The organism is Exiguobacterium sp. (assembly GCF_020832205.1).
Taxonomy (GTDB): Bacteria; Bacillota; Bacilli; order Exiguobacteriales; family Exiguobacteriaceae; genus Exiguobacterium.
In genome coordinates this window covers 108,229-122,714 of the sequence record NZ_JAFIFD010000033.1, presented here as the reverse complement: position 1 = coordinate 122,714, position 14,486 = coordinate 108,229, and the positions used below count along the sequence as shown (strand labels likewise).

Annotated in this window: 16 protein-coding genes; 2 read left to right on the top strand and 14 right to left on the bottom strand. The window is 54.0% G+C overall.

Annotated features, from left to right (window positions below):
* Positions 1–2: 2 nt before the first annotated feature.
* From JJU47_RS08115 to JJU47_RS08095, 5 genes are all read right to left on the bottom strand, one after another.
* Entirely contained in the window at positions 3–266 is a 264-nt protein-coding gene (locus tag JJU47_RS08115) for a phosphocarrier protein HPr (protein WP_024369826.1), read from the bottom strand.
* A 71-nt stretch (positions 267–337) separates the two neighbouring features.
* Positions 338–778 carry an acyl-CoA thioesterase gene (locus JJU47_RS08110; RefSeq protein WP_228618055.1) on the bottom strand — a complete coding sequence of 147 codons (441 nt, stop codon included), beginning with the start codon at positions 776–778 and terminating at the stop codon, positions 338–340.
* 9 nt (positions 779–787) lie between these two features.
* Positions 788–1,576, bottom strand: a complete 789-nt coding sequence (gene sdhB, locus JJU47_RS08105; RefSeq protein ID WP_228618243.1) for a succinate dehydrogenase iron-sulfur subunit — start codon at positions 1,574–1,576, stop codon at positions 788–790.
* A gap of 8 nt (positions 1,577–1,584) precedes the next feature.
* On the bottom strand, positions 1,585–3,342 hold the full coding sequence (gene sdhA, locus JJU47_RS08100; RefSeq protein WP_228618053.1) for a succinate dehydrogenase flavoprotein subunit: 1,758 nt from the start codon (positions 3,340–3,342) through the stop codon (positions 1,585–1,587).
* Between the two features lie 15 nt (positions 3,343–3,357).
* On the bottom strand, positions 3,358–3,975 hold the full coding sequence (locus JJU47_RS08095; RefSeq protein ID WP_228618051.1) for a succinate dehydrogenase cytochrome b558 subunit: 618 nt from the start codon (positions 3,973–3,975) through the stop codon (positions 3,358–3,360).
* A gap of 223 nt (positions 3,976–4,198) precedes the next feature.
* On the opposite strand from JJU47_RS08095, the gene JJU47_RS08090 reads away from it, so the two are divergent.
* Complete coding sequence (locus JJU47_RS08090) at positions 4,199–4,591, top strand: YslB family protein (protein ID WP_228618047.1); 393 nt, start codon at positions 4,199–4,201, stop codon at positions 4,589–4,591.
* 31 nt (positions 4,592–4,622) lie between these two features.
* Here the strand turns inward: JJU47_RS08090 and JJU47_RS08085 are convergent, their stop codons facing one another.
* The gene (locus JJU47_RS08085) at positions 4,623–5,405 is read right to left on the bottom strand and encodes an aminoglycoside adenylyltransferase domain-containing protein (RefSeq protein ID WP_228618043.1); all 783 of its coding nucleotides are present in this window, start codon (positions 5,403–5,405) and stop codon (positions 4,623–4,625) included.
* Positions 5,402–7,186 (bottom strand): excinuclease ABC subunit UvrC, encoded by a 1,785-nt coding sequence (gene uvrC, locus JJU47_RS08080; protein ID WP_228618039.1) that lies wholly within the window; start codon positions 7,184–7,186, stop codon positions 5,402–5,404. Before uvrC ends, JJU47_RS08085 begins: the two co-directional genes overlap by 4 nt.
* A gap of 71 nt (positions 7,187–7,257) precedes the next feature.
* On the opposite strand from uvrC, the gene JJU47_RS08075 reads away from it, so the two are divergent.
* Positions 7,258–8,571 (top strand): dihydrolipoyl dehydrogenase family protein, encoded by a 1,314-nt coding sequence (locus tag JJU47_RS08075; protein ID WP_228618036.1) that lies wholly within the window; start codon positions 7,258–7,260, stop codon positions 8,569–8,571.
* A 62-nt stretch (positions 8,572–8,633) separates the two neighbouring features.
* On the opposite strand, the gene mnhG is transcribed toward JJU47_RS08075, so the two are convergent.
* Genes mnhG through JJU47_RS08040 form a run of 7 tightly spaced genes read right to left on the bottom strand, consistent with a single transcriptional unit; the run spans position 8,634 to position 14,434 of the window.
* Positions 8,634–8,993: a monovalent cation/H(+) antiporter subunit G gene (gene mnhG, locus JJU47_RS08070; protein ID WP_228618034.1), complete on the bottom strand. Its 360-nt coding sequence runs from the start codon at positions 8,991–8,993 to the stop codon at positions 8,634–8,636.
* A complete protein-coding gene (locus JJU47_RS08065) occupies positions 8,971–9,270 on the bottom strand; it encodes a Na(+)/H(+) antiporter subunit F1 (protein ID WP_029335664.1) in 300 nt (99 codons plus the stop codon). The genes mnhG and JJU47_RS08065 overlap by 23 nt, the downstream gene beginning before the upstream one ends.
* Positions 9,267–9,752, bottom strand: coding sequence for a Na+/H+ antiporter subunit E (locus tag JJU47_RS08060; protein ID WP_228618031.1), 486 nt, complete (start codon positions 9,750–9,752; stop codon positions 9,267–9,269). The genes JJU47_RS08065 and JJU47_RS08060 overlap by 4 nt, the downstream gene beginning before the upstream one ends.
* 7 nt (positions 9,753–9,759) lie before the next feature.
* Positions 9,760–11,244, bottom strand: a complete 1,485-nt coding sequence (locus tag JJU47_RS08055) for a Na+/H+ antiporter subunit D (protein ID WP_228618029.1) — start codon at positions 11,242–11,244, stop codon at positions 9,760–9,762.
* Positions 11,237–11,578: a Na(+)/H(+) antiporter subunit C gene (locus JJU47_RS08050; protein ID WP_024369813.1), complete on the bottom strand. Its 342-nt coding sequence runs from the start codon at positions 11,576–11,578 to the stop codon at positions 11,237–11,239. Before JJU47_RS08050 ends, JJU47_RS08055 begins: the two co-directional genes overlap by 8 nt.
* On the bottom strand, positions 11,578–12,018 hold the full coding sequence (locus JJU47_RS08045; RefSeq protein WP_228618027.1) for a Na(+)/H(+) antiporter subunit B: 441 nt from the start codon (positions 12,016–12,018) through the stop codon (positions 11,578–11,580). The genes JJU47_RS08050 and JJU47_RS08045 overlap by 1 nt, the downstream gene beginning before the upstream one ends.
* On the bottom strand, positions 12,002–14,434 hold the full coding sequence (locus JJU47_RS08040) for a Na+/H+ antiporter subunit A (protein WP_228618025.1): 2,433 nt from the start codon (positions 14,432–14,434) through the stop codon (positions 12,002–12,004). Before JJU47_RS08040 ends, JJU47_RS08045 begins: the two co-directional genes overlap by 17 nt.
* Between the last annotated feature and the right edge of the window lie 52 nt (positions 14,435–14,486).

Sequence of the window (14,486 nt, the reverse complement as noted above, 5' to 3'; positions counted from 1 at the left end):
AATTACTGAGCAAGACCTTCGCTAGTGAGCATGTCAGAAAGCGTGTTGATCGCTTCTTCTGCATCGTCACCTGCTGCAGTGATTTTGATTGTTGAGTCTTTCGCGATTCCGAGTGAAAGTACACCCATGATCGACTTCAAGTTAACTGTCTTACCGTTGTACTCGAGGTTGATATCTGATTGGAACTTAGAAGCTGTGTTTACGAGCTGAGTAGCTGGACGAGCGTGAATTCCTGAATCAGCAACGACTGTGAATGTTTTTTCCATGACGTGATGGTCTCCCTTCAAATTTCAATTCTGCGGGCGAACCGGCAGAATAATTGTTTGTGAACTCATTATCAAATGATAGCGGATTCGCAAAAATTCTGCAAGCGATTTTTATATTCTGGAGTCCATTCCGCCGGACGGCCGTCTTTCGACAAATGCACGAGGCTCGTGCGGCCGGCAAATAGCAGTTGATCTCCGTCATACGCCCCGTAATGAATATCACATGAAGTGTTTCCGACCGTCAAGACATTGGCATACACGCTCAGCTGTTGACGCGGCATCACTTGTCTTACATAGTCGCACTGGGCGTCCGCCACGACGACGAAGCCGTCTTTCAACGAAAAACCTGTCGTCTCGAGCAACTCGATCCGCGCATCTTCAAAATAGATGAACGGAATCGTGTTGTTCATGTGGCCGTACGGGTCACACTCGGAGAAGCGGACCTTGACGTCGAGGGCGACCCCTCTTTTGACACGTGTTTCCCAATCGGGTTCGCGGAAGTATTTCGTCATCGGCGACCCTTACGCCTCAACCGCAGAACCGGTGCGGCCTTTGTCGCTTCCGAAGAACGATTTGAACGAGTGAAGCGTCGTCTGACGGTTCATCGCAGCGATTGACGTCGTGAGCGGGATGCCTTTCGGACAAACCTCGACACAGTTTTGTGCGTTTCCGCACTGCATGATGCCGCCGTCTTCCATGAGCGCCTCGAGACGATCTTCCGCATGGAAGGCGCCTGTCGGGTGCGAGTTGAAGAGACGGACTTGCGAGAGTGCCGCCGGCCCGATAAAGTTCGACTTGTCGTTGACGTTCGGGCACGCCTCGAGGCAGACACCACACGTCATACATTTCGATAGTTCATACGCCCATTGCCGTTTGTTCTCAGGCATCCGCGGTCCTGGACCGAGGTCGTACGTGCCGTCGATCGGGACCCACGCCTTCACTTTTTTCAAGGCGTCGAACATGCGCTGACGGTCGACTTGAAGGTCACGGATGACCGGGAACGTCTTCATCGGCGACAAGCGGATCGGTTGCTCGAGCTTATCGACGAGCGCCGTACACGATTGGCGCGGTTTGCCGTTGATGATCATCGAACAGGCGCCACACACTTCTTCGAGACAGTTCATGTCCCAGTTGATCGGTGTCGTCTTGTTGCCTTCGGCGTTGACCGGGTTCCGGCGGATTTCCATGAGTGCCGAGATGACGTTCATGTTCGGACGGTACGGAACCATGAACTCCTCGGTATATGTCGGTTGATCCGGTCCATCTTGGCGTTCAATGATGAAACGGATATCTTTTTGTTCAGATTGCATCGGCGTCGTCATTTCGTCTTCGCCCCTTTCTTCGAGTAATCCCGTTTACGTGGCGGGATTAACGAAACGTCGATCTCTTCATACGAGATATCGACTTCCCCTTCGTTGTAACGTGCCATCGTCGTCTTCATAAACTGCTCGTCATCACGCTCCGGGAAGTCCGGTTTGTAATGGGCCCCACGGCTCTCGTCGCGTTTGAGCGCGCCGAGTGTGATGACGCGTGCGAGGTCAAGCATGTGGTCGAGTTGTCGGATGAACGATGCCCCTTGGTTGCTCCAGCGCGCCGTATCGGTCGCTGAGATGTTGTTGAAACGAGCGCGGAGTTCTTGAAGCTTTTTGTCCGTCGCGATGAGTTTGTCGTTGTAGCGGACGACGGTGACGTTGTCCGTCATCAATTCACCGAGCTCACGGTGGATTTGGTAGGCGTTTTCTGTGCCGTCCATCGCGAGGATGTCATTGAACCGCTCGATTTCCTCACGCTCGTTGAAGTTGAAGAGTGCTTCCGGCACGCTCTCGGTCGCTTGATCGAGACCGCGCATGTAGTTGACTGCCGACGGACCCGCTTCCATCCCGCCGTAAACGGCCGAAAGAAGTGAGTTCGCGCCGAGACGGTTCGCCCCGTGCATCGAGTAGTCACATTCCCCTGCTGCGAACAGTCCTGGAATGTTCGTCATCTGGTCGTAGTCGACCCAAAGTCCGCCCATCGAATAGTGAACGGCCGGGAAGATCTTCATCGGCACTTTACGCGGATCGTCCCCGACGAACTTCTCATAAATCTCGAGAATGCCGCCGAGTTTGATGTCGAGCTCTTTCGAGTCTTTATGCGAAAGATCGAGGTACACCATGTTCTCGCCGTTGACGCCGAGTTTCTGGTTGACGCAAACGTCAAAGATCTCACGCGTCGCGATGTCACGCGGCACGAGGTTTCCGTAAGCCGGATATTTCTCTTCGAGGAAGTACCAAGGCTTGCCGTCTTTGTACGTCCAGACGCGGCCGCCTTCCCCACGCGCCGACTCACTCATGAGACGAAGCTTGTCGTCGCCCGGAATGGCCGTCGGGTGGATTTGGATGAACTCGCCGTTCGCGTAGACCGCGCCTTGGCGATAGACCGCACCGGCCGCTTGACCGGTGTTGATGACCGAGTTCGTCGATTTTCCGAAGATGACGCCCGGTCCGCCCGTTGCGAGGATGACCGCATCCGACGGGAACGCTTTAATTTCCATCGAACGAAGATCCTGACAGACGGCACCGCGGCAAACACCCGCCTCATCGATGATGGCTCGGAGGAACTCCCAACCTTCATATTTCTCGACGAGACCTTGGGCTTCGAAACGCCGGACCTGCTCGTCTAGCGCATAGAGGAGCTGTTGCCCTGTCGTCGCACCGGCGTAAGCCGTCCGGTGATGGAGTGTGCCCCCGAAACGACGGAAGTCAAGGAGACCTTCCGGCGTCCGGTTGAACATGACACCCATCCGGTCAAACATATGGATGATTTTAGGTGCCGCTTCTGCCATCTTTTGAACAGGTGGTTGGTTGGCAAGGAAGTCCCCGCCATAAACCGTGTCATCGAAGTGTTGCCAAGGAGAATCCCCTTCCCCTTTCGTGTTGACGGCACCGTTGATGCCGCCTTGTGCACAGACCGAATGTGAACGCTTGACCGGTACAAGCGAGAATAGTTTAACCGGAACACCCATCTCTGCCGACTTGATTGTCGCCATGAGTCCAGCTAGACCGCCACCGATGACGATCAAACTTTGATTTGCCATGTAAATTTCCCCCTATTACAAGATGCCGGCGAACGTCAAGATTGAACGAAGTCCGACAAAAGATAGTGCCAAGAACACGGCACCTGACACGTAGCTCATGAAGCGTTGCGAACGAGGTGACTGTGTGATACCCCACGTGATCGCAAACGACCAGAGTCCGTTCGCGAAGTGGAACGTAGCCGAGAGGATCCCGACTATGTAGAAGATGAGCATGAGCGGGTTGTCGACGATGTTTTGCATCATCTCCGCGTTTACCTCGACCCCACGCATCTTCGCCAAGCGCGTTTCCCAAACGTGCCATGCGATGAAGATGACGAGGAAGACGCCTGTGAAGCGCTGTAAAATATACATCCAGTTGCGGGCGTACGAGTAACGGTTCGTGTTGATCGATCCGAGAAACGCATAGTACACGCCATACACCCCATGGAAAATCATCGGCAAGGCGATGATCGTCACTTCAAGGAAGTATAAATACGGTAAGCTCTCCATGAATTTTGCTGCCTTGTTGAACGACTCCACCCCATCGACAATATAGTAGTTGACCGATAAGTGAACGATCAAAAACAAGCCGATTGGGATGACCCCAAGTAGCGAATGGACTTTACGACTGAAATAGTCACGACGCGATGCCATTCTAGTTCCCCCTTTTTACGAGCAGTTGGCTCGTTTTGTCAATAAAAGCGTTTTCAAATCTAAATATAGCTTTCTGACTCCTATTCTACTCTTGTGAAAATTGTATGACAAGACAACCTGACCGATTTCCGGCACATTCTTTTAGAAAATTCTCGGTGACCAAATCCCAATTCGTCGTTATAATGGTATAGAGAGATTGGAGTGATGGAAGAAGATGGAAACCATGAGCCAACCCACTTTCGCGATCGAATTGCTACGCGATTATGTGTTGACAGACTTGCTCGGAGACGATTACGGCCAAGTCATCTATTGGTCCGGCAAACGGATCGCCCGCAAGTTCCCGGTCATGCCGGACGAGGAGTTGTGCGCATTCTTTGAAGAAGCCGGTTGGGGACAATTGTCGCTTATAAAAGAGAAAGGGAACAAGTTCGTGTTCGAACTCGTCCCCCCTCCTTCGACGCAACAAAAAGCGACAGGTTATTACCAGCTCGAGGCTGGTTTTTTAGCCGAACAAATCGCCGGTCGTCTCCAATGCGTGGCCGAAGGTTATGCCGACCCGGCACGTGAAGCCGTCCACATCACCGTCCAATTAGACCGAAAAGACACGTACGAATGACAAGAGCCGATGCGACCGCATCGGCTCTTTGTTATTTGAGTGAAAGATGAGTGCGCACAAAATTATAGAATACGTCTAACTCATCTGCTGCAAAGTGAATTTCTTCCCCGGCATACGCGCCAGCTGCTTTTGCAACCGTTCGGGAAACATCCGAAGGGAAACCCTTTCCTCTCGACCATTCGTATGCCTCTTGTTTCGATAGAATTAGCTGGTCGGAGCAATAGGCAAGGACGCGCGTCAGATTGAGTACGCTGTACACCGGCGCATCATGGACTGAATCAAGACAGTCGAGTGCGTCAGACATGATGGCATCCCTATAGTTTTCTTCTTTGAAGCCACTGAGCAGACTTTTGAGCGGTCGCCCATAGAGGACAATGCCACGCTCACATGTTATTCGCACATGGGCCGCCAAATCTGGGTCAGTCAGTCCTGATTGAAGCGTCGACACTTCACTGCTTTGACCTGCCAACTCGAAGCGAGTCCGCCAGCCTTCGCTGTAATGAAAGTCGAACGGGCTCGGATGTTGCCAGTTGGTCAATTCATGGACGGTGAGGACACTCAGTTCGATTGGATACGGATCATTCGATGACGTGAGGCAAAGATGAGTCAAAGCGAGCCTCTCTTCGTCAGATAACGGCCGGCCCGCGACAATCAGGAAGTCAAGGTCGCTATGGTCAGGATGAAACCCTCCCATCGCTACCGAACCATGCACATAAACGTGTGCGATCGGGACGATTTCCTTTAAGCGGTCAACGAATGCCTCAATGACGGGACGGACGAGGATTGGCAACGCTTGAGTGGCATCGTCATTCATTCATCCGTCTCCTCGTGCACGTGCTCGAGCACAATCTCGGCGAGTTTCTCGGGCAAGCCTGCCTCTTTCAACTGTTCGAGTGACGCGAGGCGGATCTGTTTCATCGACCCGAAATGGCGAATCAACTGCTGACGCCGCTTTGGACCGACACCCGGGATGTCATCGAGCACCGACTTCGTCATCTTTTTCGTCCGCAGACTGCGGTGGAACGTGATGGCGAAGCGGTGGACCTCGTCTTGCATCCGTTGCAACAAGTAGAACGCACTCGAGCGCGAGTTCAATTCGATCACTCCGCCGCCTTCACCGAACAAGAGCTGGCTCGTCCGGTGACGGTCATCTTTCTTCAGCGATCCGACAGGCAAGTCGAGGCCGAACTCGTTATGCAACACATCGAGCGCCGCGTTCAACTGCCCGATCCCCCCATCGATCAACAGCAAGTCCGGCAGCCGTTTCTCTTCAGTCAACAAGCGACGGAAGCGGCGACGGACGACTTCACGCATCGTCTCGTAATCGTCCGGTCCTTGGACGGTGCGAATCTTATATTTCCGATATTCTTTTTTGAGCGGTTTGCCGTCCTCGAAGACGACGAGCGCCGAGACGGCGTCAGCCCCTTGGATGTTGGCGTTATCGATGATGTCGACGCGCGACAAGTTCGGGATGCCGATCGCCTCACCGAGCTCACGCATGGCGAGGAGCGTCCGTTCTTCGTCACGGGCGAGCAGTTCGAACTTCTCATTCAAGGCGATTTCCGCATTCTTCGTCGCGAGGGCGAGCAGTTGTCGCTTCGCTCCCCGTTTCGGCTGCATCACTTTCGTCCCGATCGCATCAACTAACAAGTCGACGCGGACGATTTCTGGGACGAGCACTTCTTTTGGCAACACGTTTTGTTCATAGAACTGGACGATGAAGCTTTCGAGTTCTTCTGATGGTTCGCCGTGGAGTGGGAAGAGCGAGACGTCACGCTCGATCATCTTGCCGCCGCGCATGTAGAACACTTGGACACACATCCAGCCTCGGTCGAGCGTGTAGCCGAAGACGTCACGTGCCGTCGGATCGGCGGTGATCATGTTTTGCTTGTTCATGATCGACTCGACGGCCCGGATTTGGTCACGCAGTTCGGCCGCCCGTTCAAACTGCATCTCTTCGGCCGCCTTGCCCATATCGATTTCAAGCTTCGCGAGCGTCTCAGCCGTCTCGCCGTTCAAGAACCGGCGAATCTCCTGGACGATTTTCTTTTGATCGTCCGTATCGACCGCGAGCTCGCACGGGCCGAGACATTGCCCGATGTGATAATACAGGCACAACTTCCTCGGCATCGGCTGACACTTCCTTAGCGGATACAACTTGTCGAGCAGACGCTTCGTCTCGTTGGCGGCATAGGCGTTCGGGTAGGGTCCGAAATAATGGCCCCCGTCCCTTTTCAGCTTCCGCGTCGTCAACAGGCGCGGGTACGGTTCATTCGTGATCTTAATGTACGGGTACGTCTTGTCGTCTTTCAGACGGATGTTGTACTTCGGGTCGTGCTTTTTAATGAGCGTCATCTCAAGCAACAGCGCCTCGAGTTCGCTCGCCGTGACGATGTACTCGAAGTCGCGGATCTCGGCGACGAGCCGCATCGTTTTAATATCGTGCGCCCCGGTGAAGTAGGACCGGACGCGATTCTTCAAATTTTTCGCTTTCCCGACATAAATGACCTCGCCGTACTCGTTCTTATGCAAGTAACAGCCGGGCTCATCCGGGAGCAGCGCTAGTTTATGTTTAATATGGTCAGTCTGACTCAAGTTCGATCACCTCAGTTTAGCTTCCTCTAGGACGGGAAAAATATGATGAAGTCTCAGAGGGAGGGAATTGTATGAAACGGTACGACGTCATCATCCTCGGGAGCGGGTCGGCAGCGAGCCAAGCCGCTAACGTTTTGTGCGACGCCGGTAAACAAGTTGCCATCGTCGAGAACTGGACGTTCGGCGGGACGTGTCCGCAACGCGGCTGCGACCCGAAAAAAATGCTCGCGGAAGGAGTCGAGCTCATCACCCGCATCGATCAAATGAAACCGCTCGGCGTCAAAGGGGACATCACGCTCGACTGGAGCGTGTTCAAGCGGCGCATCGACGAATATCGTTTCGCCGTCCCGACGACAAAGACGCATAATTGGAAAGAGCGCGGCATCGATTTGTTCGAAGGCGAGCCCCATTTCATCGACGAAGACTCGATCGTCATCGAAGGACATGAGGTGTCAGCGCATCAATTCATCATCGCGACCGGCCTCATCCCCCGTCCGCTCGATATCCCAGGCGGAGAAGGTGCCCTCACGAGTGACGATATTTTCGACCTTGAGGCGTTGCCAGAAGCGATCACCATCGTCGGGGCAGGCTATATCGCGTTCGAATTCGCCCATATCCTCCGTCGGTTCGGGAGCCGTGTCACGCTCCTCATCCGGTCGCGGGCGCTTAAATCATTCGACCGAAAAATCGTCAACCGTCTCGTCGACGAGACGGTGCGCATCGGCATCGATGTCCGGTACGGCGTCGAACCGGTTCGGCTCGACGGGGACGTCTTGACGTTGTCAGATGACTCTACCCTTGCAGGAGTCGTCCTTAACGCCTCGGGACGCATCCCGAGCATTGAGCGGCTCCGTTTGGACGCTGCTGGCATCGCCTCCGACAAAGACGGCATTCGCGTCAACGAGTATTTACAGACGACGAATCCGTTCGTCTACGCGGCCGGTGACGTCAGTGCAAGCGACAATCCGCCGCTCACGCCGTTCGCCGGTCAAGAAGGCCGGATCGCCGCGCTCAACTTGATTCGGGGCAATACACGTCCGTTCCCGGAACGCCCGGCCCCGACCGTCGTCTTCACGTCCCCTCCCATCGCCAAGGTCGGCTTGACGATCGATGAGGCGAAAGCGCAAGGCATCGACTTCGAGTGCAAAGACAATGACTTGTCCCACTTTTTGACGTATGAGCGCATCAACGACCAGACCGCTTTCTCTCGCGTGTTGCTCAGCCATGACGGCCATGTGCTCGGCGCCCATCTGATCGGCCAGCATGCTCCGGAACTGATCAACATGTTCTCATTCATTATACAGAACAACATCAGCCATCAACACGTGAAACACTTACAGTTCGCGTATCCGACGTCCGCGTCCGACTTGTCGTACCTCATTTGAACGAAACACACAAAAGCAGGGAAGCCCCGATTGGGACTTCCCTGCTTTTTCGTCGAATCGGATTACTCGATTCCTTTATCCTTATCTTCTTTCAACGCATCTTGAAGCGACTTTTCCCAAAGCGGGACGCCTTTCGTATGGGCGGCCCGGGCGATCAAATGTCCGCCGACCGGTGCGGTCAATAGAACGAAGAACAACCCGAGCAAGAGGCGCGCATCGAACACGCGCTGGTCGACCCAGACGTGCAAGACGGCCGCGAACAACACGAACATGACGCCGAGCGTCGCCGACTTCGAGGCCGCGTGGGTCCGAGAGTAGATGTCCGGAAGGCGGATGAGGCCGATCGCCGCAACGACCGTGAAGAACACCCCGATGATCGTGAAAATGCCGGTCAATATATCAAAGATCATTGTCGCGGTCATGATGGATGATCTCCCCTCTCTCTAAGAATTTCGAGAACGCCACCGTCCCGATAAAGGCGAGGATACTAAGCAAAAGAATAACCTCGAAGAACATCGTCGTGTCGAGCAAAATCGACAAGAGGGCGACGACCGAGATGAGGGCGATGCCGATCGAGTCGAGGGCGATGACCCGGTCAGCCGTCGTCGGTCCTTTAACGACACGGTACAGCATGAACAACATCGCGAGAAGCAAGATGGCGAGCGAGATGTAAATCAAAATGTCCAAGATGTCCATCATTCCGTCGCCTCCTTAATGCTTGATTCGAAGTTATCGTAAATGTCTTGTTTCAACGCCTCTTTATCCGGCATATGGAGTGCATGGATATAGAGAGTCTTGCTGTCTTGCGAGACTTGGACGACGAGCGTCCCTGGCGTAAGCGAGATCAGCATCGACAAGAGACTGATTTTCCAACCCGTCTTGAGCGTCGTCTCGTAGCGAAAGATTCCTGGTTGAATCTCGAGCTTTGGACTGAGGACGAGGCGCAACACCTCGAAGTTCGCCATGACGAGCTCGCGAGAGAAAATGAGCAGCAACTTGAAGAGCTTGATCACGCGGGTGAAGTAAAAGCCTGTTCCGGATTCACGGAAAAAGCGGCGCATCATGAAGATGACGAGAAGACCGAGCAAGTAACCGATCAAAAAACCGTATGTCGTGAACGATCCCGTGAGGAACATCCAGATGAACGCCAAGAAAAAGTTAATCAATATTTGATAGGCCATCTTGTAGTCACTCCTTTAACACGGCATCGATGTAGAGTTCTGGCTGCGTGAGCGGTTCGATTGCCTGGGTAATATATGGATGCATCAACTCGGCACCGAAACCGTACGCGACCGCCACGGCGAGCAATAGACACACCGGGACGAGCAAGCGGTTCGTGAATGGGATGAGCGGTCCGTCATACTGCCGGCGCTCTTCTCCCCAAAAACCGTTCAAGAAAATCTTAATGACAGAGAACAAGACGAACAGGCTCGAGATGAGGACGAGGATCGGACCGAACAAGTCCCCTTCCCCGACTCCGCCTTGGACGATCAATAGTTTCCCGAAGAAACCACTGAGCGGCGGAATCCCTGCGAGCGAGAGCGCCGCAATGAAGAACGTCCAACCGAAGAGCGGGAAGCGTGTGATGAGTCCACCCATCTCGCGGAGCTGGCCGGACCTCGTGATGCCGATCATCATCCCGACGAGCATGAACAAGACGGCTTTGATCATCATGTCGTGGATCAAGTAATAGAGTGCCCCTTCGAGCGACGTCTGCGTGTTGATCGCAATCCCGTACAGGATGACCCCGACGGCGATCATGATGTTGTAGATGATGATCAGTTTGACGTCGTTGTAAGCGATCGCCCCGACCATCCCCGTAATGATCGTCAAGACGGCGAGCACGATCAAGAACGTCTGCAAGAACGTCCCGTTCACATCGAACAAGAGCGTGTACGTCCGAAGAATCGAGTAGACGCCGACTTTCGTCAAGAGCGCCCCGAACAATGCGAGGATCGGTGTCGGTGCGACGACGTACGAACCAGGTAACCAGTAATGGAGCGGCACGAGCGCCCCTTTCAATCCGAAGACGATAATGAACAGCACACCGATGACGGAGATGACGTTCGGGTTATCGACGAGCGGGATCTTCTGGGCGAGGTCCGCCAAGCTGAGCGTCCCGACAGCCCCGTAAAGATACGCGACGGCCATGACGAACAGCGCCGAGGCGAGGACGTTGACGAGCAAGTACTTGATCGACTCGCGCAACTGGACGCCTTTCCCGCCGAGGACGATCAAGACGTAAGACGAGATCAAGAACACCTCGAAGAAGACGAACAAGTTGAAAATATCGCCTGTCGTGAACGCGCCGTTGACACCGACGAGCAAGAACATCATCGCGACATACAAGTAGTTCTCTTCATACGCCGTTGAGAAGTAATGGACGGCGAACCAGATGATAAAGAATGTGAGCAGCGTCGACGTCGTGACGAGGAGCGCTGACAACATGTCTGAGACGAGCGTGATCGAGAACGGCGCCGGCCAGTTCCCGAGGTTGAGGGTCAAGATGCCCTCTTGTGACACGGTGTGCACTAAAAAGAGCGACACGAGTAACGTGACAAAAATTGATCCAAGTGCCAGGCCGCGCTGCAAGCGCACGTTCTTTGGCAGGAACATCATGATGATCGCCGCAAGCGCCGGGATGACAATCGGAAACACAGGTAAGTTAATCATTCGATTCCGTTCCTTTCATTTCCTCCATATTATCCGTGTTCAGTTCTTGGTAGGTGCGGTATGCGAGTACCAAGAAGAACGCGGTCACCCCGAAACTGATGACGATCGCCGTCAAGACGAGCGCCTGTGGTAACGGGTCGGTATAGTCGGTCACTCCGTCGACAAGGACAGGTGCGGCGCCTGTCTTCAGTCCTGACATCGTCAAAACGAGCAAGTGGGCGGCGTGACTGAACAGTGACGTGCCGATGATGATGCGTAACAAACTCTTTGAGAGAATCATATAGACTGCACACATCGTCAAGGCACCGATAATGATGCTAACGAAGATTTCCATTATTCACTCTCTCCAATCGTTTGAATGATCGTCATCGTGACACCGATGACGACGAAGTAGACACCGAGGTCGAACGCGATCGCCGTATGGAGCGTCTCTTCGCCGAGCAACGGCAAATTGAACTTATCATAGGCGTGCGTGAAGAACGGCAAGTCGAAGAAAATCGAATGCATCGCCGTCAATACCGCGATGAGCGCCCCGAGCGCCGTCATGCGGCGATAATCAAACGGCAAGACGTTCGCGAGCGTCTTCGAGTCGAAGGCGAGCAGCAAGAGCACGAGTGCCGCCGCCGTCATCAAGCCCCCGATGAACCCACCACCCGGAGAATAGTGCCCCGAGAAGAACAAGTGAATCGAGAAGACGATGATGATGAAGAAGATGATCACCGCGGCCGTCTGTAAAATGACGTCGTTGACGCGCTTATTACTTTTTGGCTTCATGTCCATCTTCCCCTTTCGTACGTTGTACCGTCGTTCTAAATTTAATCATCGTGTATATACCGAGACCTGCGACGGCGAGGACGATGATTTCAAACAGCGTATCAAAGCCACGGAAGTCGACAAGGACGACGTTGACCATGTTCTTCCCGGCAGCCAAGTCATACACGTTTTCTTTATAGTATTCCGAGATCGAGCTCGCCGACTTGTTCGAGAGGGTCATGAAGCTGAGCAACATGACGGTGACACCGACAAGGACGGAGACGATGGCGTTGCCGATTTTAAAGCGCATCCGTGATTCTTTCTTACTGATCTCCGGCATGTGATAGAACACAAGCAGGAACAACGCGACCGACACCGTCTCGATGACGAGTTGGGTGAGTGCGAGGTCCGGTGCTTCGAAGAAGACGAAGAAGAGCGCGACGCCGTAACCGACGACACCGAGCAAGATAATCGCCGGCAGACGCGAACGCATGAACAGAATCGCGAACGCGCTCAAGACGACGACCGCACCGAGCACGTACTCGTACGGGGTGACCGTAGCCATTTCTCCGAACGAGAAGTTGAACATGTCATACCACCACATCGAGATCAAGAGCATGCCCGACATGAAAACGAAAATATAAATCAAGTACGAACGGATGAAGCCCGTCATGTAATTGTCTTTAAAGCGGTACGCCGCCTTGTTCGACCAGACGAGTGAACCGTCGTACATCCCGTTGAGCGTCAAGCGGTACGGGATGCGGTTATAAATCCCCATCCATTTGTTGATGGTGAAGAATAGAATCGTCCCGAGTGCGACGATCCCGATCGTCATGAGCAGCTCCGGCGTGATGCCGTGCCAGAAGTACAGATCGACCTCGACCGCTTGCCCGCCTTCGACGAGCGTCGGATAGATCGATTCGACGGCCGGGCGGATGAGCGTGTTCGACAACAAGTTCGGCACGAAGCCGAGCACGACGACGAGAACAGCGAGGATTGCCGGTGGAATGAGCATCCCAATCGGTGCCTCATGCGGCTGTTTCGGCAGTTGATCGAACTTCGCCTTGCCCATGAACGTGCGTGTGAAGATGAGCAGACTGTAGACGAACGTGAACACGCTCGCGATGAACGCGACGACCGGGATCAATAAACCGATCGTGTCGAGCGCGAAGAAGTCTGCTGAAAACACTTTCGTCGTCGCCTTCAAGAACATCTCTTTACTGAGGAAGCCGTTGAACGGTGGTAGCCCTGCCATCGATAACGAACCGATGACGGCAATCGTGAACGTGATCGGCATGACGGTCATGAGACCGCCGAGCTTTCTGACGTCACGCGTGCCCGTCTCGTGGTCGACAATACCGACCATCATGAAGAGCGAGCCTTTGAACGTCGCGTGGTTGATCAAGTGGAAGATCGCAGCGATCGTCGCGACCATGAAGACGTTGTCGTCAATCCCGTCATAATGAAGCGCCGCGGCCCCAAGGCCGAGGAGCGACATGATGAGACCGAGCTGACTGACGGTCGAATAAGCGAGGATCCCTTTCAAATCGGTCTGTTTGACCGCGTTGAACGAACCCCAGAAGAGCGTGAACGTCCCGAACGAGACGATGATCCACAACCAGAGCGAAGACTCTTGGAAGACCGGACTCATCCGGGCGACCAAATAAAGCCCCGCCTTAACCATCGTTGCCGAGTGGAGGTACGCACTGACCGGGGTCGGTGCTTCCATCGCGTCCGGCAACCAGATGTGGAACGGGAACTGGGCCGACTTCGTGAACGCCCCGAGCAAGATGAGGATCATCGCCGGGACGAAGAACGGACTGTCGACGATGACCGCTTGGTTCGCGACCATCTCACGGATGCTGAACGAGCCGACCATCGACTCGAGGATGACGATCCCTCCGAGCATCGACAGACCACCGAAGACGGTGATGAGCATCGATTTTTGCGCCCCGTAACGTGAGCGCTCTTTCTCATACCAGTAACCGATTAACAGGAACGACGAAATCGATGTCAGTTCCCAGAACATGTACATGACGACCATGTTGTCCGACAAGACGACCCCGAGCATCGCCCCCATGAATAACAACAAGTACACGTAAAAGTGGCCGAGCGATTCTTTGTCTTTATTCAAATAGTAAATCGAATACAAGACAACGAGCGCACCGATCCCCGTGATCAGGAGCGCAAACAAGAGCCCGAGCCCATCGACATATGCCGTAAAGTTGATACCGAGCGAAGGCATCCAACGTACCGTCTCGGTCACGACACCTCCGTCACTCGTCACGCTGATAAAGCGGAAGAAGTACGCGAACAGAAGCGTAGGCACGACCAGTACGAACCAACCCGTATGTATTCGCTTCACTGCCCGAAATAGAAACGGGATAAACGGCGCCGCGAGAAGCGGCAATAAAATAGCGAGATGTAACACCGACAAGAAAATTCCTCCTTCGAACAGAGTCGTACAAGCGACGTAGCGTGCCCTTGGA